The sequence below is a fragment of the Bacterioplanes sanyensis genome (assembly GCF_002237535.1).
GTDB classification, from domain to species: Bacteria; Pseudomonadota; Gammaproteobacteria; order Pseudomonadales; family Oceanobacteraceae; genus Bacterioplanes; species Bacterioplanes sanyensis_A.
In genome coordinates this window covers 752,838-772,233 of the sequence record NZ_CP022530.1, presented here as the reverse complement: position 1 = coordinate 772,233, position 19,396 = coordinate 752,838, and the positions used below count along the sequence as shown (strand labels likewise).

Annotated in this window: 18 protein-coding genes; 8 read left to right on the top strand and 10 right to left on the bottom strand. The window is 54.1% G+C overall.

The genetic code is table 11. The annotated features are described in order from the left end of the window. Positions 1–243 precede the first annotated feature (243 nt). The 3 genes from CHH28_RS03565 (at position 244) to CHH28_RS03555 (ending at position 2,580) form a co-directional block, all read left to right on the top strand. Positions 244–1,056 carry an alpha/beta fold hydrolase gene (locus CHH28_RS03565; protein ID WP_094059016.1) on the top strand — a complete coding sequence of 271 codons (813 nt, stop codon included), beginning with the start codon at positions 244–246 and terminating at the stop codon, positions 1,054–1,056. A gap of 184 nt (positions 1,057–1,240) precedes the next feature. Then, positions 1,241–1,729 (top strand): hypothetical protein, encoded by a 489-nt coding sequence (locus tag CHH28_RS03560; protein WP_094059015.1) that lies wholly within the window; start codon positions 1,241–1,243, stop codon positions 1,727–1,729. Between the two features lie 425 nt (positions 1,730–2,154). Continuing rightward, positions 2,155–2,580, top strand: a complete 426-nt coding sequence (locus CHH28_RS03555; protein WP_094059014.1) for an NUDIX hydrolase — start codon at positions 2,155–2,157, stop codon at positions 2,578–2,580. 167 nt (positions 2,581–2,747) lie between these two features. Here CHH28_RS03555 and CHH28_RS03550 read toward each other — a convergent pair whose 3' ends face one another. Beyond that, positions 2,748–3,221 carry a Dps family protein gene (locus tag CHH28_RS03550; RefSeq protein ID WP_094059013.1) on the bottom strand — a complete coding sequence of 158 codons (474 nt, stop codon included), beginning with the start codon at positions 3,219–3,221 and terminating at the stop codon, positions 2,748–2,750. Positions 3,222–3,436: 215 nt separating this feature from the next. On the opposite strand from CHH28_RS03550, the gene CHH28_RS03545 reads away from it, so the two are divergent. Further along, on the top strand, positions 3,437–4,753 hold the full coding sequence (locus CHH28_RS03545; protein WP_094059012.1) for a Na+/H+ antiporter NhaC family protein: 1,317 nt from the start codon (positions 3,437–3,439) through the stop codon (positions 4,751–4,753). Positions 4,754–5,336: 583 nt separating this feature from the next. Here CHH28_RS03545 and CHH28_RS03540 read toward each other — a convergent pair. Beyond that, the gene (locus CHH28_RS03540) at positions 5,337–7,232 is read right to left on the bottom strand and encodes an ATP-binding cassette domain-containing protein (protein ID WP_094059011.1); all 1,896 of its coding nucleotides are present in this window, start codon (positions 7,230–7,232) and stop codon (positions 5,337–5,339) included. Between the two features lie 19 nt (positions 7,233–7,251). Here CHH28_RS03540 and CHH28_RS03535 point away from each other — a divergent pair, with 19 nt between their 5' ends. Further along, positions 7,252–7,719, top strand: coding sequence for a TIGR02444 family protein (locus tag CHH28_RS03535; RefSeq protein WP_157729752.1), 468 nt, complete (start codon positions 7,252–7,254; stop codon positions 7,717–7,719). Here the strand turns inward: CHH28_RS03535 and CHH28_RS03530 are convergent. Continuing rightward, a complete protein-coding gene (locus CHH28_RS03530) occupies positions 7,687–9,042 on the bottom strand; it encodes a hypothetical protein (RefSeq protein ID WP_094059009.1) in 1,356 nt (451 codons plus the stop codon). The two genes, CHH28_RS03535 and CHH28_RS03530, sit on opposite strands and share 33 nt — an antisense overlap. Positions 9,043–9,114: 72 nt before the next feature. After that, the gene (locus tag CHH28_RS03525; protein ID WP_094059008.1) at positions 9,115–9,894 is read right to left on the bottom strand and encodes a ParA family protein; all 780 of its coding nucleotides are present in this window, start codon (positions 9,892–9,894) and stop codon (positions 9,115–9,117) included. A 115-nt stretch (positions 9,895–10,009) separates the two neighbouring features. On the opposite strand from CHH28_RS03525, the gene CHH28_RS03520 reads away from it, so the two are divergent. Beyond that, entirely contained in the window at positions 10,010–10,450 is a 441-nt protein-coding gene (locus CHH28_RS03520; RefSeq protein ID WP_094059007.1) for a DUF4124 domain-containing protein, read from the top strand. Between the two features lie 2 nt (positions 10,451–10,452). On the opposite strand, the gene CHH28_RS03515 is transcribed toward CHH28_RS03520, so the two are convergent. From CHH28_RS03515 to CHH28_RS03505, 3 genes are all read right to left on the bottom strand, one after another. Next, positions 10,453–11,415: a WD40 repeat domain-containing protein gene (locus tag CHH28_RS03515; RefSeq protein WP_094059006.1), complete on the bottom strand. Its 963-nt coding sequence runs from the start codon at positions 11,413–11,415 to the stop codon at positions 10,453–10,455. Between the two features lie 51 nt (positions 11,416–11,466). Next, positions 11,467–11,940 carry a sigma D regulator gene (gene rsd, locus CHH28_RS03510; RefSeq protein WP_094059005.1) on the bottom strand — a complete coding sequence of 158 codons (474 nt, stop codon included), beginning with the start codon at positions 11,938–11,940 and terminating at the stop codon, positions 11,467–11,469. Between the two features lie 144 nt (positions 11,941–12,084). After that, complete coding sequence (locus CHH28_RS03505) at positions 12,085–12,633, bottom strand: disulfide bond formation protein B (RefSeq protein ID WP_157729751.1); 549 nt, start codon at positions 12,631–12,633, stop codon at positions 12,085–12,087. A gap of 212 nt (positions 12,634–12,845) precedes the next feature. Here CHH28_RS03505 and CHH28_RS03500 point away from each other — a divergent pair, with 212 nt between their 5' ends. Next, positions 12,846–13,256, top strand: coding sequence for a flagellar basal body-associated FliL family protein (locus tag CHH28_RS03500; RefSeq protein ID WP_233243733.1), 411 nt, complete (start codon positions 12,846–12,848; stop codon positions 13,254–13,256). A 76-nt stretch (positions 13,257–13,332) separates the two neighbouring features. On the opposite strand, the gene gshA is transcribed toward CHH28_RS03500, so the two are convergent. The 3 genes from gshA to CHH28_RS03485 all read right to left on the bottom strand — a co-directional run bounded on the left by gshA (position 13,333) and on the right by CHH28_RS03485 (position 18,335). Beyond that, on the bottom strand, positions 13,333–14,868 hold the full coding sequence (gene gshA, locus CHH28_RS03495; protein WP_094059003.1) for a glutamate--cysteine ligase: 1,536 nt from the start codon (positions 14,866–14,868) through the stop codon (positions 13,333–13,335). Positions 14,869–15,012: 144 nt separating this feature from the next. Then, positions 15,013–17,343 carry a Tex family protein gene (locus CHH28_RS03490; RefSeq protein WP_094059002.1) on the bottom strand — a complete coding sequence of 777 codons (2,331 nt, stop codon included), beginning with the start codon at positions 17,341–17,343 and terminating at the stop codon, positions 15,013–15,015. 80 nt (positions 17,344–17,423) lie between these two features. Continuing rightward, positions 17,424–18,335, bottom strand: coding sequence for a LysR family transcriptional regulator (locus CHH28_RS03485; RefSeq protein WP_094059001.1), 912 nt, complete (start codon positions 18,333–18,335; stop codon positions 17,424–17,426). A 54-nt stretch (positions 18,336–18,389) separates the two neighbouring features. On the opposite strand from CHH28_RS03485, the gene CHH28_RS03480 reads away from it, so the two are divergent. Further along, complete coding sequence (locus CHH28_RS03480) at positions 18,390–19,391, top strand: aldo/keto reductase (RefSeq protein WP_094059000.1); 1,002 nt, start codon at positions 18,390–18,392, stop codon at positions 19,389–19,391. The last annotated feature ends 5 nt before the right edge of the window (positions 19,392–19,396 follow it).

Below are 19,396 nucleotides of genomic sequence, written 5' to 3'. Positions count from 1 at the left end.
CGCCATTGATTGCAACGCTCCTTCGCGCTGCACTGTTGATACTTATGTCGTTTTCGTATGGGCTGTAATAAAATCCGTGGGGTCGTCAGGAACGTAAAAGTAGCGTCGTGAAGTAAGATGTAACCTGAAAGTCACGCTTCAATGCATGATAGATGTACGGCGGTAGCGATCCTGTGTGACTTTCAAGTCGGTAGGGTGCCGAATGCGTGAAGTCGCCTTTCGAACATATATTAAGGATATACAGTGAAAAAAATCTGGTGTGTTTTTGCTCTTCTACTGTCATCGCTGGTGTCGGCTGAAGCCCAGTTTACAACAGTAAATGGTTACAGCGTTGAGTATGAGATAGCTGGCACGGGAGAGCCCACCGTTTTTCTAGAGGCCGGTGGGTCTGCTGGTATGTCTGACTGGGATCCTGTTTTTTCTCAATTGGCCAAGCATGCGCGAGTAGTCCGCTACTCTCGTATCGGTAATGGCGGTTCAGAACGTGTTAGAAAAAACTATAGCTCTGAAGAGTACGCGAAAGAAGCACAGCTACTATTGAGAGCTCTCAATATCAATGAACCCGTTGTGTACATTGCACACTCCTACGGAGCCTATATCGCTCGAGTATTTGCTGCTACTTACCCAGAGCAAGTGGCAGGTCTTATGCTAATAGAACCTGCCTCCGAGCATGATGTTGATATCATGAGAAAAATTGATCTGGAAAAAGCAGAAGTTGAAATCGCACAAATCAAACTCGATGACTTGGCTAATGGCATGTCTAATCAATATTTAGATTTTTGGTCCAAACGTCCGCTGCCAGACTACCCTCAGATTGCGGATATTCCCGTCACAGTGATTGCGTCGATCAAACAGTATGAAGAACCACCGGTGCTATTTTTTACCGACGAAGCCAGGGTAATGTGGGGGCAATTGCATACAGACTGGGCCAACGATTTCCCACAAGGCAGAGCGGTGCTAACGAATAAAAGCTTCCACTATCCACAGCACGACGAGCCTGAGTTGGTGGTCGACGAAGTGGCGGAATTGCTGGCTAGAATCAAACGCAAGTCATAGAGCGTTGCCCGCCGGGTTTCGCTATGAAACTTATGGTTTCCAAGCTGGTGAGATTTCGTTACTTTGCAGACATCACTGTGTGTTCGTTTACCGTGTTGCCTAGGCGCATCGGTTGTCTAGGTGTATCGGTTGTCTAGGTGTATCGGTTATCCAGTTCCTGTTTAGATGGTGTTGATTAAATACTATGAAGGCTCGTATTTATTTTCTCTTGTTTGTTAGCTTGATATCAGCGGCACTCTATCTGACTTGGTTGAACGATCAATACTGGCGAGATGTGATTCCGCAGGAGTTTGGTTTAGGCGCCACGCTGCATAGCAATAGCGACCTGCAGGGCATCCGAGAGTCGTGCGGTGTGCATGTATTTCAGCTGGATGATGTTACGCTTAACAAAGTCCTCTCTGGAGGGTTAGGCTTTGTTAACACAGCGCAACAAGCCCGTGGCTACGGTGATTATTACTATCGATACGGTGAATGGCAGCCGACACCGAGACAGGACTGGAAGCGGGCAGAGAACTGGTCGTATGAACTAATGTGTGCATCGATGCCTGCAGAGCTGCAAGGTATTATTCTGGATGCCGGTAAGCAGTCAGGGTCGTATTATTCCCATGGGCAAGAAAAAGTGTTGATGGTTCTTCCAAAGCACAAGATGATTGTATTCATACACAATGGCTAGAAGCTGATTCAGAACGCTAAAACCGATATTATTGCCAGAGCTGTCAACACCCATCTTTCAGCTTTGACGTGCTTAATATCGGAGCTCATGGGCTGGCAATGAGAACACATTGACATTGTTTACTCCGTTTACCTCATGGCAAAGATGATCCCGATCCCATTGCTAATCGAGCCTTTTTTGAAAGCATAATATGAGTGTCGCGTTTGAATGCGTGATGGCGCGAGCAATCAGAATGCGTGATGGTGTTGGCTAAAAGAATGCTCCCTTTCACCGAGTACCCGCTGTCGGCACTTTCAATTCTAGGAAGAACAAGACCCGTGGCTCACAGCCTAACGTGAATATTTTGGCAGCAGTCGCAGTAAGGCCAAAAATTTGAAAATACGTCTGCTGCTGGCGCAGCCGGCAGCTGTATAAGGTAGCTTTACATGAAGCCAAGAGCCTGCGCGTTAATACTGAATGAATCTCAACAAATTTTGCTGATTCATCGTATAAAAAATGATCGAGAATATTGGGTGTTCCCAGGTGGGGGAATTGAGGCGGGTGAAACGGCTGAACAGGCCGTTATTCGAGAGGTGAAAGAAGAAACCAGCTTGATCGCCAAAAGCGTTGCTCTTGTCTTCGAGCAGTTCAATGCTGATCGCAAAGAGAGCTATTTCTCGGTAGACATTGCATCCGGCAAGGTTGAACTAGGTAATGGGCCTGAAAAGTTAAAACAATCCCGCAGCAATTTCTACGCACCCCAGTGGGTTGATGTTGCAAAGTTGAAGGCTATTAACTTACAGCCAGAGGCGGCAGCAGAAAAACTACAAAAGTTGCTCCCGCAGGGCGGTCTCAAAGTGACAAAGATATAACTATGCTAGGTCATTGCACTTGGCCGCAGCGTTCCCGATTTTGACGCACAGTGACGTGCGCTAGAGGAAGCGTCATGCTATTGGGCGCAGCAACCCTCGTGTGCATCAACGAAAAAGCCGCCCGGAGGCGGCTCAGTGCAGCAAGTAAGGGGACAATCGCCGGGTTATTAGTGACCCAAGTACGCGCGGTACATCCACAGTGATTTTTCCTGCTGGGAAATGTAATCGCTCATCAGGGCAGCGGTACCTTCATCGTCGGCATCGGATGCTGCAGCTAATACGGTTCGCTGGCGCGCCACCAGTTGTGCCAGGCCATCGACAATGCTCTCTACCGCTTCGCGACCATCGCTGACCTGTTTGCGCTCAGCAATGGACGACAACTCAATGTAGTCACTGAAAGCGTGCAGCGGCTGGTGCCCTAAGGTGAGAATACGCTCAGCCACTTCGTCCACTTTCAGCAGCAGATCGTTGTACAGCTCCTCAAACTTCACGTGCAGCTCAAAGAAGTTTTCACCCTTGATGTTCCAGTGAAAGCCGCGCACGTTCATATACAGAATCTGGTAGTTGGCCAGCAGCTCGTTCAGCTGTTGCGCCAGGGCTTGTACATCGTCTTGCTTCAAGCCGATAAATGTCTTGCTCATGGGTTGCTCCTTGCTCGTCGTTGCTGTGATTTACGTGGTCTATGAAACCAGAGCGATGCGGCTCTGCCCAGTGAGTTGTATCAATCAAATCGATTGCTTCATTGTATCGATGCCTAGCGGTTAATAGCGTCAGGCTGAATTACCACATAACGAAAAAGTATTATTCATTTATCTGGCAAGGCTTAGAATACGGCGCTTTTGCACGGAGCGAGATCATGACTCAGCGCTCACCATGGGCCTTGTTGCCTATGCTGCTGTTTTTGGCGTTATTTATTGGTAGCGGTTTGTATTATCAAGCTGCTGGCGTCGACTATGCGTTTTACCAAATATCGGCACCGGTTGCGATTTTGCCGGCGATCATTTTGGCGCTGCTATTGGCCAAAGGCAGCCTTAATGAACGGGTTGAAACCTTTATTAAGGGCTGTGGCGATCACACTCTGGTCACCATGCTGCTGATTTTCCTACTGGCCGGTGGTTTTGCCAGCGTCGCTAAGGCGGTGGGCGGCGTTGACGCGACCGTTAATTGGGGGCTGGCACTGATTCCGTCGTCGTTGCTGTTGCCGGGCCTGTTTGTCATGACGGCCTTTATGGCCACGGCGATGGGCACCTCCATGGGTACCATCGCTGCTGTGGCTCCTATTGCCGTGGGCCTGACCGAAGCCACGGACCTGCCATTATTGCTGACGGTGGGGACTGTGATGGGCGGCGCCATGTTCGGCGATAACTTGTCGATTATTTCCGATACCACCATTGCTGCGACCCGTACCCAGGGCTGCTCGATGGCGGATAAGTTCCGACTCAACTTGCGCATCGCATTGCCGGCAGCGCTGTTGACCCTGGTATGGCTGTTTTTCCAGGGCAGCGATACTCAGGTTACTCCCGGTGACGATGCCAGTTTTATTAAGGTGCTGCCGTATTTGGCGGTGCTGATTTTGGCGGTCGCTGGCCTCAATGTGTTGGTGGTATTGCTCACCGGTATCGTCTTGGCGGGTGTGGTGGGCCTGACTCAGGTGGCCGACTACAGCGTTGCCCAATGGTCGAAGGATATTTATGCCGGCTACACAGGTATGCAGGAAATCCTGATTTTGTCTCTATTGATCGGTGGCCTTGGCGCCATGATGAAGGCTGGCGGTGGTTTGGCCTGGCTGGCGAATATGATTGATCGGTTAAGTCGCAGCAGCGAGCAGCCTAAAGCCCATCGTCGTGCCGGTGAGCTGAGCATCAGCCTTGCGGTGGCGTTATCTAACGCCTGTACGGCCAATAATACTGTAGCAATATTGATTTCTGGCTCACTGGCTAAGGATATTGCCGAGCGCTATGGCGTTGATCCTAAACGCAGCGCCAGCTTGATGGATATCGTTTCGTGTGTGGTGCAGGGCATTTTGCCCTATGGCGCGCAAATGCTGTTGGCGGCGTCTATCGCCGGTGTGTCGCCACTGCAGTTGGTGACCACCGTGGTGTATTGCTGGTTATTGGGGTTGATGGCGCTGATTTCAGTGTTGATTGGTTGGCCGCGGGGGAAGGTGGCTTAGGCAAGTGATCCAATAGCCCTCTTTGAGGGGCCTTGCCCCTCACGCCGGCCGGGCAAACTCCCCGCTTTGCACTGTGCAGGCCTGTTCTCCTGCGTTTGCATTCGGACGGTCGCTGTAACGCAAAAAGAGCACGTCCATGTGCTCCTTTTGCTCTCGCAGCCATCCCGGCTGCTCGTACAGGCGTCCGGATTGCCTGCGAGGTGCCACTCTCCATCTTAATCTCCGTAGCAATGCGCGACAGTTCTCTAGTTAAAGCGCCGAGCTTGCTGCGCCAAGTCGGCCTAAGAGGATGTCGTGATACATCGCAGACGACCAAGCGGCTCAACATGGGCGCTGAGCCAACAAACGGGGCGTGGGATTCGCCCTGTTTGTGTGCTGCCAGTCGGCAAGGTGTATCACGAAAGAGCAGCCTCTTGGCCGGAAGCGGGATTGTTGAGGGGTGCGGTCCTTCCCGGGGCGCGCAGCCTTAACTGAAGAGCCCGGGCATAGTCGGGCGAATCACCGGGCGTTGGATCTAGATTCCGCAACCCGGCGTGAGGGAGAAGGCCCCTCAAGTAGAGATGGTTGTTTCAAGAAAAACGCGCTACTCCGCCTCTAACTGCTCAGTTAATTCCATCCACTGCATTTCTACTTCTTCCAGCTCGCCTTTAATCTGCCCCTGCTCTTGCAGCAAGCGATTGAGCTCATCCTTGCGCTCAGCGTCGTACAGGCCGTTATCGGCGAGTTGGGATTCGATATCGGCCAGTCGGCTGCTGAGCTTTTCCATCTGCTTTTCAGCCGCTTGCTGTTGCTTGCGGATCGGCGCCAAGCGCTGGCGTTTTTCCGCCTCTAAACGCTTCTGCTCTTTGCGGTCGATGTTGGGAGCCTTGGCCGCAGCTGCTGAATTACTGTCAGCGGAGGCATCGTTGCTGGCGGCCTGATCACGTTGCTGCATATAGTGGTGATAGTCATCCAGGTCGCCGTCAAAGGCTTGCACCTGGCCATGGTCGACCAGCCAGTATTCGTCCACCGTGGCTTTAAGCAAATGGCGATCGTGGCTCACGATCACAATAGCACCGGCAAAGTTTTGCAGCGCTAGGGTGAGGGCCTCGCGCATCTCGATATCCAAATGGTTGGTCGGCTCATCGAGAATCAGCAGATTCGGCGTTTGCCAAGCGACACAGGCCAGCGCCATACGGGCTTTTTCGCCGCCGGAAAACGGCGCAATGACTTCCAGCGCTTTATCGCCATGAAAACCAAAGCCGCCGAGAAAATTACGAATTTCCTGTTCACTGGCCTGGGGTTTGAGGCGCTGCAAAATGGTCACACCAGAGGCGCTGGTATCGAGGGATTCCAGCTGGTGCTGGGCAAAATAGCCCAAGCGCAGGTGCTCGCCTTCGCTGCGCTCGCCGCTGAGCATCGGGATTTCTTGGCACAGGGTTTTAAGTAGGGTCGATTTACCGGCACCATTGGGGCCCAGCAAACCTATGCGATGGCCCGGCTCTAACGATAATTTGCACTCTGGCAAGATGGCTTTGCCGTCGTAGCCGAGGCTGGCGTGATCAATGGCCAGCAGCGGGCTCGACATCTTTTCATAACATGGAAATTCAAACCGGAACGGTGAATCGACATGTGCAGGTGCGATCAGCTCCATGCGCTGCAGTTCTTTCAATCGGCTTTGTGCTTGTTTGGCTTTACTGGCCTTGGCACGAAAGCGGGCGACAAACTTTTCAATTTCAGCCACACGGGTTTGCTGTTTTTCATACAGGGTTTGCTGCTGTGCGAGTTTTTCCGCACGAATGCGTTCGTAGGCAGAATAGTTGCCCGGATACACAGTTAGTGTTTGCTGGTGCAGGTGCACAATATGGTCGGCGACGCCGTCGATAAAATCGCGGTCGTGGGAAATAAACAGCAAGGTGCCGCGGTAGTTCTTTAACCACTGTTCGAGCCAGACGGTGGCTTCTAAGTCCAAGTGGTTGGTGGGCTCATCGAGCAACAGTAAGTCTGAGGGCATCATCAAGGCTTGGGCCAGATTCAGGCGAATACGCCAGCCACCAGAAAAGTCTTTTACTGGACGCAGCAAGTCGCTTTGGCTAAAGCCCAAGCCATGTAACAGTTGCTCGGCCCTTGGCGTGACTTCGTAGCCCTGATGGTGGTCCATTTGGTCGAGCCATTTGGCCAGCTCATTGTCATCGCTGGCGTTGGCAATGCCCTGTTCAATGCGGCGATAATCCTGGTCACCGTCGATGGCGTAATCGAGAGCGCTGCGCTCGCTGGCCTCGACTTCCTGCGCCATATGGGCAATGCGCCACTTGCTCGGCAGCAGTAAATCACCGCCGTCCAGGCTGAGTTCGCCATTAAGTAAGGCAAACAAGCTGGATTTGCCGGCACCGTTGGCGCCGATTAAGGCCAGCTTTTGGCCGTCGTGAATGCGTAAGCTGGCGCCATCGAGCAGTGTTTGCACGCCGCGCAGCAGGGTAACCTGATTAAATTCGATCATAACCGTGGAGATGAAAAAAATGCCGCCGAAGTGTGCCACAGATACGCTGGATAACCCACTGTGGCAGTTTGCCTTGGGCATTTACGCACATACCGAAGTGCAGCAGCGCTTGCTGCAACTGCAGGACGAACACAGTGCCGATGTGCTGCTGTTGTTGCTCCAGCTGTGGCTGCACCAACGCGGTGACGGTTGGCCCGACGCTGAGCTGCCTAGCCGTTATCTGCTCTGGCGCGAACAGATGATTTGGCCATTGCGTCGTTTGCGGCGTCAGTTGGATAAAACCGTGCCGCTCAGGGCGAGTTTGCAGCAGGTGGAAATTGAGGCCGAGCAGCAAGGGCTGGCGTATTTATGGCAGTGGCTGGCACTGCAGGAGAGATCCAGCACTGCATTGGCGCAGTGCTGGCAAGTGGGATGCGCAACCGACGACGTTCAGGCGTCTGAGCGCATACAGCAATTACTCGTCGTCGCCGAACAGGCTAGCAATTGAACCGCTGCCGTCGTGACTGGTGCTACCAGAGTTTGTCGGCGTTTCAGCAGGTGTTTCCGCTGGCTGTTCCACAGGTTGCTCAGCCGGTTGTTCGGTATTAGCCGGTGTTGAACTTGGCTGCTCAACGGTAGCCGGTTGTGAGGGCTCGACCGGGCTGCTGCTGGGCTGCTCGACTTGTGTCGGTGTCGCAGCGTTGGCCGCCGGTGCTGTCGCCAGTTCCGATTGACTGCTGCTCATCGATGGCTCGCTCACAGATTGAGTGGCCGGAGACTGCGTAGCAGGAGTGGCTGGCTTGGTAGCTGCTTCCGGTGTCTCGGTGTTGGCTACTGGGGTGGCTTTTACCGCAGCTGCCTTTTGGGTTGCAGCTTTGGAGGTTGCAGCTTTTGTGGCTGTTTTTCTGGTAGTCGCCGTCTTACTTGCCGCCGTCTTGCCTGCCGCTTTGGCCGGTGTTTTCTTTGCAGTGGCTGTGTTGTCACTGGCTTTCTTGGTAGCGACTTTCTTCGTCGCCGCTTTGGTGCTACTGACTGCTTTTGCGGCTACTTTGCTGGTCGGTTTGGCTGTCGTGGTTTTGCTAGCCGTTGCCTTTTTCGCGCTCACGGCTTTCGCCGCGACTTTTTTCGCTGGTGCTGACTTTTTAGCGGCGGTTGTTTTCGTCGCTGCTTTGCTCGCTGCAGGCGCTTTTTTAGCGGCGGTTGCTTTACTGGTTGTCGCCTTTTTAGCAGTTGTTGCTTTACTCGCGGCTGGCGCTTTTTTTACCGCTGCTTTTTTCGCTGCTGCAGGCTTTGTTACGGCTGGTTTGCTGGTAGCCGGTGTACGGTTTGAGGCGCTGCGCACTGGTGAGGCCTTTGCTTTTGCCTTGGCTTTGCGCTCTTGCTCTTTTTCGATCACGGCGATGGCTTTTAGTACCGCCGCGCGCTGTTTGTCTTCTGCTTTTAACAGCGCCAGTTCCGCTTTGGCATCAACCAGAACTTGCTGGGCAGCGTCTTTTTCAGCCTTGGCCAGCTCCAATCGAACGCGGGCATTGTCCAGCTGACGCTCGCTAGCAGCGGTCTTTTTCAGCTTCACTTTGGCACTGGCTTTTTGTCGTGCTTCGGTGGCTTTTTTGACCTTGTCCATGGCGCGCTGTTTGGCCGTTTCTGCTTTTTTAACCGCTTTTTCGGTATCACTTAACTGCTTATCACGGGCCTTATCGAGCTTGCTCTGCAGTGTGGCGATGTCCTTTTCCAGTTGTTGTACTGGCGTCAATGCGGCTGCTTTCGGTTTGCGGGCCGTGGTCTTACGAGCAGTGGTCTTTTTGGCGGTCGTCTTCTTTGCGGCGGCCATAGTGATACCTCAATCCTGTCGGTGAACGGTGTGGGCATTATACGAATTGAGCCGCATTCCTCTATGGACGAATCAGGAATCCTGCGGCGATGCGGCAGAGGATAGCGTATCCGCACCGTCGTTGGCTGCAACTAATTGCTGAGCGGTGCTGTCGAGCCAGTTTAACAAGGGCCGCCAGTCGTCGCCGTCGCGTTCGCGGGCGTCATCCAGATCGACAATACCCAGGCCATGCTCACTGGCGCGCACATAAAACTGGGTATCGCGTAATGATGTGATAAAGGGGATTTTCAGGCTTTGCAGAAAGCGCTCTAGTTTGGCGTAAATTAGGGTGTTTTTACGCACCCGGTTGGCGACCACGGCTAACGGTCGCGGATTTATACGAAAGGGTCGCGACAACATCACATCGCGAATAAAACCGGTGGCGGCGCGAATATCAATGGCGGAGGGAATGACGGGTATAAGTAATACATCGGTATGCTGCAACATCTCCGACAGTTCATGGCCGTGCAACCCAGCAGGGGTATCGATCACTACTCGGGTGGTATTGGCGGCGACGCGCAAACTCCAGGTACGAGTGGACAAATGCGGCTGATGTTTTTTAAATGCGGCAACGCCTTCAATGTGTGGCAGATGTGGGCTGCGCACCTTCAGCCAGTCCATGGCGGAGCCTTGCGGATCGTAGTCGATCAGCGCCGTTTGGTGTTGCTCGGCGCAATAACTGGCGAGGTTGGTGGCTAGGGTAGTTTTGCCACAGCCACCTTTGGCATTGGCGACCATAATGCGCATCGGCGCCGTGTAACCAATCACACGGGCACAGGGGCGAAATATTTTCGAATTAGACGGTTCTGCCATGTTGCCGGACCACGCACATCGTCGAGAAGGTGTCACGCGGTGCGATGACGCCTTCGTTTCAGTCCGTACAGCATAGGTTATACTGCGCCATGGTGGTAAACCAAGGACACGATTAATGAAAACAAGAACCAAGTTTCGCTTGGGATTTATGTTGCTGCTGCTCGGTGGCGCGTTGATGGGCCCTTATTTAATGAGCCGCTATTTGAACATGGGTAGCGCCCCAGAGATGCGCCCGGATGTGTTGTCGACGGAATCAACACGCCAGACCTATTTCAAGTGGCAAGACGCTAATGGCCAGTGGCACTTTGGCGATGAGCCACCGGAAGGCGTGCAGGTCCACAGTGTGAATGTCGATACAGCAGCCAATATTTTGCAGCCGGTGGCGGTGGCTAAAAAGCAGCCTGAAGCGGATAAAAAACCGGACGATGCGCCGCAAAAAACCTTACCCCTGCCAATGACGGTGGATCCTGATGGCGTCAAAGACATGATGGAAAAGGCCGAAAACGTGCAGAATTTGATGAACGAACGTAACGAGCAATTGAAGCAGCTGCAATGACTCTATTGCAGCGTGAAAATCAGGCCGTTGGCTCCAGCGGCTTGATAGCCACTGTTGGTGAAGGCCACATCTTCAATCAGTACGCTGCGGTTGATCCAGCCATCGCGCTGTTCGGCGTGCCACTGTTTCAACATTTCGCCGCTGTTGACGTCCCACAAACTGATCACACCCGAGGTGGTGCCGGTGAGTAGTTGGCGGCCATTGCGATCGAAGCTGGCGGCGCTGAAATGCCCGCGAGTATTGCCCAGTTCGTGCAATAACCGGCCGCTGCCGACGTCCCACAAACGCCCTGGGCTGCTCAGGGCAGAAGAAAACAATACGCGGCCATCGGCCGACAGCTCGGCCGTACGCACCTGATTATCGTGCTGGAACTGGTGCAGTATCTCGCCGCTTTGTAAATCCCACACCCGAGCGGACAAATCGTCGCTGGCGGTGGCAGCCAGAATGCCCTCATGGTTGAGACTGACATCATAAACGACACCGTCATGCGCCAAACGCCGCAGAATACCGCCATTTTTAATATCAAATAAGGTGGCGGTGTAGTCTTGCATTGCCAGTAAGGCGAAGTCGCCATTGGGGCCAAGGGCGATGTCTTCGATATCACCGGGTGCGTTCCAGAACCACACCGCTTCACCGCTATCGACTTGCCACAACACAATGGTGCGCAGATCGGTGGTGGCGACGAAGTTGTCGTCTGGGGCGAAGGCGGAGCTGACCAGATTACTGAAGCCCTCGCTTTGATGGTTCCAGTCGTAGCGTCGCTCAAATGGCTGCAGCGTCCACAGGCTGCCGCCATGATGCAAACTGCCGACCATGGCGTGATTGCCATCGTGAGATAAACGAATGGAGTAGGCGCCTTGGCGGGCCACTTCGGCACTGCTGGTCGGTGCATTGCCTTGTTCACAGCCGGACAAGGCAAGCATTAGAAACAAACTCAGGGCAAGCGCCTGCGGTGCTGTCGGCATAAGCCTTACATTCCTTTTGTTATGACGTCAGCAGTTGCGATGGCGGAAATGCTACTGCGTGGCGGCTTCGCGATGAATGTTGTGCAGCCGTTCGATCAGCTGGTCTTCCAGTTCAAAGCGCTCCTCCAATGCCTCACCAATGGCAGACAAGTCTTGAGGCAGCTTCGCCAGATCTTCCAAGCCACAGTGCTGATCATAGGCGTCGTTGAAATCGACACAGCGTGCCGTCAGCTCATCCAGGCGTGGGACCAACTTTTGCGCCAGCTCCAGGCCGCCATCGTCGTACTCTTTGGCTTCGTTGATCAGCTGCTCGTAGATTTCAAAGTGCCCCACCGAGCAGTAGTCGACGATGGATTCACACAAGCGGCTGATGGCTTGCCCCAGATTATAGTCGCTGGCCAGCGGCTGGCAGGAGCTGAGGCCATAGTACTGAACGATGAGCTGCTGACGATCATTCAGCCATTTGTCGATCAAGCGGTGTACGCCACCCCAGCGTTCTTGTGCGGTTTTGCAATTCTCTAACATACGATGCCTCATAGCCGGCGGTGAACCAGCGGGCCAAAGGCCCGCGCATGGTCTCAATATATGTGGCAGCGAATTGCTGGTGCAAGCACTGATGGGGCTTTTTTTGATTCAGGCAAAGGAGCCGTGCATTGGGCGAAATAATCCTTAGCGACGACGCAAATTACTGATAAACGCCAGCCCCACCACTAACACAAAACCGCCGTACCAAATGCGTGTCCACTCCGGCATGCTCAGGCCCCACATGCTCCAGGAGATTTCTGCACAATTGCCATCGCCTTGCAGCATGATCTTCAGCAGCTCACTCACTGGTAGGGTATCCATTAAGTAGTCAAAGCTGGGACCACAATCAGGCACTTCATCGGCAGGCAGATTCTGAATCCAAATGTGGTGATCGGCGCTCCAAAAACCAAATACGGAAGCCGCTACCGTGAAGGCCAACGCCGCCAAACGCAGCCCTACACGCTGGCGTGTTAAAAACACCGCCAAACAGCCAAGGCCAATCAATAAAAACGCCAGACGCTGCACCATGCACAGCGGGCAGGGGTCCATAAACAGGTAATATTCAAAATAATACGCCGTTGCCAACAAGCTGGCGCAGGTGACAAAACCCAGCAGGCCGGCGCGGCCAAGCCATTCTGGCGATTGGAAAAAGCGCACCACGGGGTTTGCAGATACAGCGGGGTTTGAAGCCATAGATCCTTCCATCTGGTAGCGACGGTGGTCGCGAAATAAAACAGGGGGCCATTGGCGGCCGTGTTCGTTGGGTCGAGCCTAGCAAATGCCTGCTGATCGAATCCAGCACCAGTCGACACTGGGCGAATGTGTTGGGCATTGGCAGGTTGAACAACACGGCCCTAGAATGAAAGCCTGTTCCCGACGGTCAGTTAGTTTACAGGAGAGTGGATATGTTCCGTGCGTTGTTGATGGTGGTGCTGGCACTGGGTCTGAGTTGGTCTGCGCTGAGCAACGCTGAAGACGAAGCAGCAGCAGGCCCTCAAACCAAATACATCCATTTGGAGCCGGCGTTTGTGCTGAATTACGGCAGTGAGGGCAAAATGAAATACCTGCGCACGGAAGTGGCCTTGCGTGTCACTGGCAACGATGCTGCATCGCGTGTCAGCCATCACAAGCCCTACATTCGCAACAATTTGGTGATGTTGCTCAGCGCTCAAGAAGGTGATGTGATGAACACCGCGCAGGGGAGAGAATCACTGCGCAAAGTGGCGTTGGATGAAGTGCGTGCGGTGATGACTCAGCTGGAAGGATCGCCGTTTGTTGACGACCTGTTTTTCAAGAACTTCGTGGTGCAGAACTGACACCGATCGGCGCCACTGCTTGCTTAAGCCGCGAGCATCTGCATGCTTCGCGGCCTTCCCCCAACGCTACCAAAAGTTAGCGTTGTTGATACTCCTTTAAGAACTGCGCAAATGGCCGATCGTCGGCCGCTTCCATCGCGTACTGGCGCTCCAACGATTGCTCTGCCTGCTGTTGCCAACGCTGGCGCACCTCAGCGGCCAACGGCTCTGACAGCGTTTTACGGTGCTGCAGAGCTTGCTGGCGGGTGAATTCACTGAACTCGAGTGACTGCTCACGCAAAGCGGCCAGCACCTTCGCGGATGGCGTCAGTTCGCTATCGGCCAGCTTTAATAACTGCTGGTTCAGGCTGTCGATATGAAAGCTGTGGCCATTAGCGGCATCCATTTGCTCAGCCAAGCCACGCATGCCTTCCAATACCTCGCGCCCCCAATCAACCAGGCTGCGTTGACCGCCAGCGGTTTCCAGCTGTACGTCCGGTTTGCGACCTTGCATCAGCGAGGTTTGCTGATTGCGGCGAATGCGACGGTATTCGTCGATGTCGATATCGGCACTGGGTTGCAGCAAACACCAGGTCAGGAACACGTCCATAAACTGCATTTGCGGTATATCCAGCCCCAGCGGTAGGAAGGGGTTGAGGTCGGTGCTGCGCACTTCGATGTATTCCACGCCATATTTTTGCAGCGCTTGCAGCGGTTTTTCACCGTTTGGCCCAACGCGTTTCGGGCGAATATCGCTGTAATACTCGTTTTCGATTTGCAGCAAATTGGTGTTGAGCTGTTTGAAAGTGCCGTCCTCGGTTTGCATGCCGATGGCGTCATAGCGCTCAACGGGAATGCTGATGGCTTTGCCAAGGGTGTCGATGTAGCTGTCGAGGCGGTTGTAACAGACGATCAAATCCGATTGGGCATCGTTTTGATAGCCCAGGTCACTCATGCGCAATGAGGTGGCGTAAGGCGCGTACAAGGTGTGCTGATGCAGGCGCTGAAGGTCGTGCTGCTTGCCATCAAGAAAGCTTTCACACAAGGCTGGTGAGGCGCCAAACAGATATGACAATAGCCAGGAATAACGGCGGAAGTTGCGAATCAGACCAAAATAGCGCGCTGAAATGTAATCCTGCAGCGGTTGTTGGTCCTCTTCCTGCTGTTGCAATAATGGCCACAGCTCATCCGGCAACGAGAAGTTGTAATGAATACCGGCGATGCATTGCATCATGCGGCCATAGCGATGCCATAAACCGTGACGATACACATGCTTTAGCTGGCCAATGTTAGAGCGGCCGTAATCGGCGATGGGAATGCTCATCTCGCCCTGCAAAATACACGGCATGGAATTGGGCCAGATCATCTCACCATTTAGCTGGCTGTAGGTGTAGCGATGAGCCACATTCAGATACGCCATCGCTTCGTGAGCACTGTCGAACACTGGGGTAATAAACTCCAGCAGCGCTTCCGAATAATCCGTGGTGATGCTGTCGTGGGTCAGTGCTGAGCCCAAGCCCCGCGGATGCGGCTGCTGACTGATCACACCCTGACTGTCGCAACGCAAACCTTCTTTTTCAACACCGCGTCTCAGCCGAGTCAGCAGGGGTTGATGCTCTGGATGGCTGAGCATAGCCAGCCTTTGTTGGTATGTGATCAAGGTCGCCTCGGTGTGGGAGTCGGAATCGGGAGATTATAGAGGATTGCGCTGGTCGCAGGTAAACCGGCAAATGGGCCTGCTCAGTGGAACAGGCCATTGCCGTGTTGGCATCAGTGCCTATTTGCGCTGCTTGGCGTTGGCAAAGGCGGCTGCCATGGCACCGGCCATGGCGCCTCCCGCTGGTGCGGCGCTGCGTTGTTTTGGTTGTGAACGGCCGCGACGGTCTTTGTTTTGTTCACCCAACGAGCGTTCATTGGCTTTTTCCTGGGCGTCGTCGCTCATGCGCATCGACAGGCCAATGCGTTTGCGTGGTACATCCACTTCCATCACTTTGACCTTAACGATATCGCCGGCTTTCACCACATCGCGTGGATCTTTGACGAAGGCGTCCGACAGCGCCGAAATATGCACCAAGCCATCCTGGTGTACGCCGATATCAACAAACGCACCAAAAGCGGCGACGTTGGTGATCACGCCTTCCAGCACCATATTGGGCTTAAGGTCTTTGATGTCTTCAACGCCGTCTTTGAACTCGGCAAACTTAAACTCAGGACGCGGGTCACGGCCGGGTTTTTCCAATTCGCTGATGATGTCTTTCACGGTGATTTCACCGACGCAGTCGTCACTGAAGTCTGCCGCATTCACCGACTTCAACAGGCTGCCATCGCCAATCAAGCTGGTGACGTCTTTGCTGAACTGATGGGCGATTTTTTCCACCACAGGGTAAGACTCAGGGTGCACTGCTGAGGCATCGAGTGGATTGTCACCGTTCATAATGCGCAAAAAGCCCGCCGCTTGCTCAAAGGCCTTAGGGCCTAGACGGGCGACTTTTTTCAGCTCTTTACGGCTGGGGAAGGCGCCGTTTTCGTCGCGGTAAGCAACGATATTGTTGGCCAAAGTAGCGTTTAGGCCAGACACCCGAGTCAGCAACGGGGCAGAGGCGGTATTAAGGTCGACACCGACCGAGTTCACACAGTCTTCGACCACAGCATCAAGCGAGCGAGCTAAGCGTGATTGGTTAACGTCGTGTTGGTACTGGCCGACACCGATGGATTTCGGTTCGATTTTCACCAATTCGGCCAGTGGATCTTGTAAACGGCGGGCAATGGAGACGGCACCACGAATGGTCACGTCGAGATCCGGAAATTCACGCGCTGCCAGTTCTGAGGCGGAATACACAGAGGCGCCCGCTTCGTTCACCATCACCTTTTGCACGGCTTTTAACTCGGGCTGAGATTTGATCATATCGCCCACAAACTTGTCGGTTTCACGTGAGCCTGTGCCGTTACCGATGGCGATCAGCTCGACGCCGTGTTTGGCAATCATGGCCTTTAATACCGCCGCCGACTCGGCAAACTTATTCTGTGGCGGTGTGCAGTAAATGGTGGCGTGGTCGACCACTTTACCGGTGGCATTAATAACGGCGACTTTGACGCCGGTACGTAACCCCGGGTCCAGGCCTATGGTGACCTTGTTGCCGGCTGGTGCGGCTAACAGCAAATCTTTTAGGTTGTCGCCAAATACCCGAATGGCCTCTTCTTCGGCTTGCTCGCGCAGCTGGCCTACCAGCTCGGTTTCCAGATGGTTCAGCAGCTTGATGCGCCAGGTCCATTTCACCACCTCGGCCAACCAGCGGTCTGCCGCGCGACCTTGCTGCTCAATGCCGACGTGGTCGGCAATCATGGCTTCACAAGGGCTGGCACTGGTTTTGTCTTCCGGGTCACCGGTGACCAGGCTAATGCTGAGAATGCCTTCATTACGGCCACGTAACATCGCCAGAGCGCGGTGGGAGGGCACATTTTTTAGCGCTTCGTCGTGCTCAAAATAATCGGAGAATTTGGCTCCGGCTTGCTCTTGGCCAGCGACCACGCGTACTGATACTTGCGCTTGTTGATGCATAAAGCGGCGCAGCTTGGCCAAAAGGTCGGCGTCTTCAGCGAAGCGCTCCATCAAAATATAACGGGCACCGTCGAGGGCGGCTTTGCTGTCGCCGATGTTGTGCTCAGCGTTAAAGAAGGCAGGTGCCTCTTGCTCTGGGTCTAATGTCGGGTCGGCCAGCAGCTTTTCGGCCAAAGGCTCAAGGCCTGCTTCAATGGCGATCTGGCCCTTAGTGCGGCGCTTGGGTTTGTACGGTAGGTACAGGTCTTCCAACCGGGTTTTGGTATCGGCGGTGAGCAGCTCGCGTTTGAGCTCATCGGTTAACTTGCCTTGCTCATCGATGCTTTTCAGTATGGTTTCACGCCGGTCTTCCATTTCACGCAAGTAGCGCAGTCGCTCGTCCAGTTGGCGCAGCTGGCTGTCATCCAGCGAGCCGGTGACTTCTTTACGGTAACGAGAAATAAAAGGCACGGTAGCGCCTTCGTCTAACAAGGCGACGGCAGCGTCCACTTGCTGGGTGCGAATACCGAGTTCGTCAGCAATGCGCTGGCCGATGGTGGCATGACTCATAAACAAATACTCAAACAATCAAGAAACAGCGCCGGAGTATAACCAAGGCAGGAAAAGCGGGGAAAGACGCCGGTCGCAATTCATACTCTGCTTCCGGCTAACTGTGATTGCTGGGCCAATACCAGCTCACTGATAAAGTCAGCCACCACGCGAATGCGCGGCGAATGCGCTAGGTCGGCTTGAATGCTGAGGTAAATCGTCTGATCGATGCCCAGCTGCGTTTGCAAACAATGTAGGCCAGCGGCTTGGGCTAAAAAGTGCGGTAATACGGCGACGCCTAAACCGGCTTTGGCGGCTGCTACCTGAGTGGCGACGGAGCTGGTCAGCAAACTGAACTGAGCATTACTTTGCTGGTTCAGCCATTGCTTCATAAATTGAGCGGCGGGCAAATGATCGTAATGCTCGCTCCAGCCAATGATTTGCTGGCGATTGGCGTTGTCGCTGTTGCCATAGAGGCCATAACCCAAGGTACCGAGCCGTCGCAAGGTGACGTGGCCGCGCTCTGGGCGCACCATGCGCAGAGCTAAATCGGCATCACGACGATGCAGATTGACGGTGTTGATGTCGGTCACGATTTCTACGGTCAGGCCAGGGTATTGGCGCTGAAAATCGTGCAAAGCCGGAATAATCAGATGGCTGGCCAGATTCTCCGCCGTCGCCAATCGTACATGGCCTTCAAGTTGGGTTTGCTGTTGTGCTTCCAGGCTGAACGCTGCTGCCGCGCGGGCCATGGCTTCAGCCTGCTCGAGCAAGGCGTCACCGTCTTCGGTTAAGCGATAGCCGGATTGCTGGCGAATAAATAGTGCCAAACCGAGGGCACTTTCTAACCGCTCTAGGCGCCGCGACAACGTGGCGACGCCTATCTGTAATCTGGCTGCGGCGGCGGTCAATGTGCCGAGGTGGGCAATGGCGAGAAAGGCAGGAATATCATCCCAATGCCAGCTCTTTCCGATAGTGGAAAATAGGTTGTCAGTTTTGTCTGTATTTTTCATTTCGTGAGAGTGCCACGCTAGCACCCTTTTCCACAAGGCAGCAGGGGTAAGGTTATGCAGCAGCGACACTTAGGCCAACAGGGTTTAGGCCAACAGGGTTTACAGGTATCGGCACTGGGCTTGGGCTGTATGGGTATGAGCGAATTTTATGGCGCCAGCGATGATCAGCAGTCATTGGATTTGATGCAGGCGGCGTTGGAGCTGGGGGTGAACTGGTTTGATACCGCCGATGCCTACGGTCCGCACCATAATGAGGCTTTAATCGGCCAGTTTTTAAAGGGCAATCAGCGAGCGCTGCGCATTGCCACTAAGTTTGGCATTGTGCGCCGCCCCGGTGAATATCAGCGTCAGCTGGACAATCGTCCAGACTACATTCACCAAGCGTGCGAAGCATCGTTACAGCGCTTGGGAGTGGGGTGCATCGACCTGTATTACGTGCACCGGGTGAACCCGTTACACCCCATCGAAGACACCATGGAAACCCTGGCCGAGCTGGTCAAGCAAGGCAAAATTGCCCATATCGGTTTGTGTGAAGTCAGCTCCGACACCTTACGCCGAGCCCACGCCGTACACCCGGTGACGGCGCTGCAAACAGAGTATTCGCTCTGGTGTCGCGATATTGAGCAAGACATCTTGCCGACCTGTCGTGAGCTGGGCATTGGTTTGGTGCCCTATGCGCCACTAGGACGTGGTTTTTTGACCGGTACTATGAATACCACAACTGACTTTGCCGAAGATGATTTTCGTGGCTCTTTGCCGCGTTTTCAGGCGGAGGTGCGCCAGCATAATTTGCAGCTGACCCAGGGTATTGCGGCCATGGCGGCGGACAAGCAGTGCACGGCGGCGCAGCTGTGTTTGGCCTGGTTGTTGGCACAAGGTGATGACATTGCACCGATTCCCGGCACGAGACGGTTAACTTATCTGCAGCAGAATGTGGCGGCTGCCGAGATACAATTGACGACCGCTGAGTGTCAGCGGCTCACGGCTCTGTCAGATGGATTTACGGTGCAAGGCGAGCGTTACACGCCGGAGGGCATGAAAGGCGTGAACGCCTGATTTTC

Coding starts and splice junctions, on each gene's coding strand:
- CHH28_RS03560 (WP_094059015.1), top strand. CDS start 1,241: ATGAAGGCTCGTATTTATTTTCTCTTGTTTGTTAGCTTGATATCAGCG.
- CHH28_RS03555 (WP_094059014.1), top strand. CDS start 2,155: ATGAAGCCAAGAGCCTGCGCGTTAATACTGAATGAATCTCAACAAATT.
- CHH28_RS03550 (WP_094059013.1), bottom strand. CDS start 3,221: ATGAGCAAGACATTTATCGGCTTGAAGCAAGACGATGTACAAGCCCTG.
- CHH28_RS03545 (WP_094059012.1), top strand. CDS start 3,437: ATGACTCAGCGCTCACCATGGGCCTTGTTGCCTATGCTGCTGTTTTTG.
- CHH28_RS03540 (WP_094059011.1), bottom strand. CDS start 7,232: ATGATCGAATTTAATCAGGTTACCCTGCTGCGCGGCGTGCAAACACTG.
- CHH28_RS03535 (WP_157729752.1), top strand. CDS start 7,252: ATGCCGCCGAAGTGTGCCACAGATACGCTGGATAACCCACTGTGGCAG.
- CHH28_RS03530 (WP_094059009.1), bottom strand. CDS start 9,042: ATGGCCGCCGCAAAGAAGACGACCGCCAAAAAGACCACTGCTCGTAAG.
- CHH28_RS03525 (WP_094059008.1), bottom strand. CDS start 9,894: ATGGCAGAACCGTCTAATTCGAAAATATTTCGCCCCTGTGCCCGTGTG.
- CHH28_RS03520 (WP_094059007.1), top strand. CDS start 10,010: ATGAAAACAAGAACCAAGTTTCGCTTGGGATTTATGTTGCTGCTGCTC.
- CHH28_RS03515 (WP_094059006.1), bottom strand. CDS start 11,415: ATGCCGACAGCACCGCAGGCGCTTGCCCTGAGTTTGTTTCTAATGCTT.
- rsd (WP_094059005.1), bottom strand. CDS start 11,940: ATGTTAGAGAATTGCAAAACCGCACAAGAACGCTGGGGTGGCGTACAC.
- CHH28_RS03505 (WP_157729751.1), bottom strand. CDS start 12,633: ATGGCTTCAAACCCCGCTGTATCTGCAAACCCCGTGGTGCGCTTTTTC.
- CHH28_RS03500 (WP_233243733.1), top strand. CDS start 12,846: ATGTTCCGTGCGTTGTTGATGGTGGTGCTGGCACTGGGTCTGAGTTGG.
- gshA (WP_094059003.1), bottom strand. CDS start 14,868: ATGCTCAGCCATCCAGAGCATCAACCCCTGCTGACTCGGCTGAGACGC.
- CHH28_RS03490 (WP_094059002.1), bottom strand. CDS start 17,343: ATGAGTCATGCCACCATCGGCCAGCGCATTGCTGACGAACTCGGTATT.
- CHH28_RS03485 (WP_094059001.1), bottom strand. CDS start 18,335: ATGAAAAATACAGACAAAACTGACAACCTATTTTCCACTATCGGAAAG.
- CHH28_RS03480 (WP_094059000.1), top strand. CDS start 18,390: ATGCAGCAGCGACACTTAGGCCAACAGGGTTTAGGCCAACAGGGTTTA.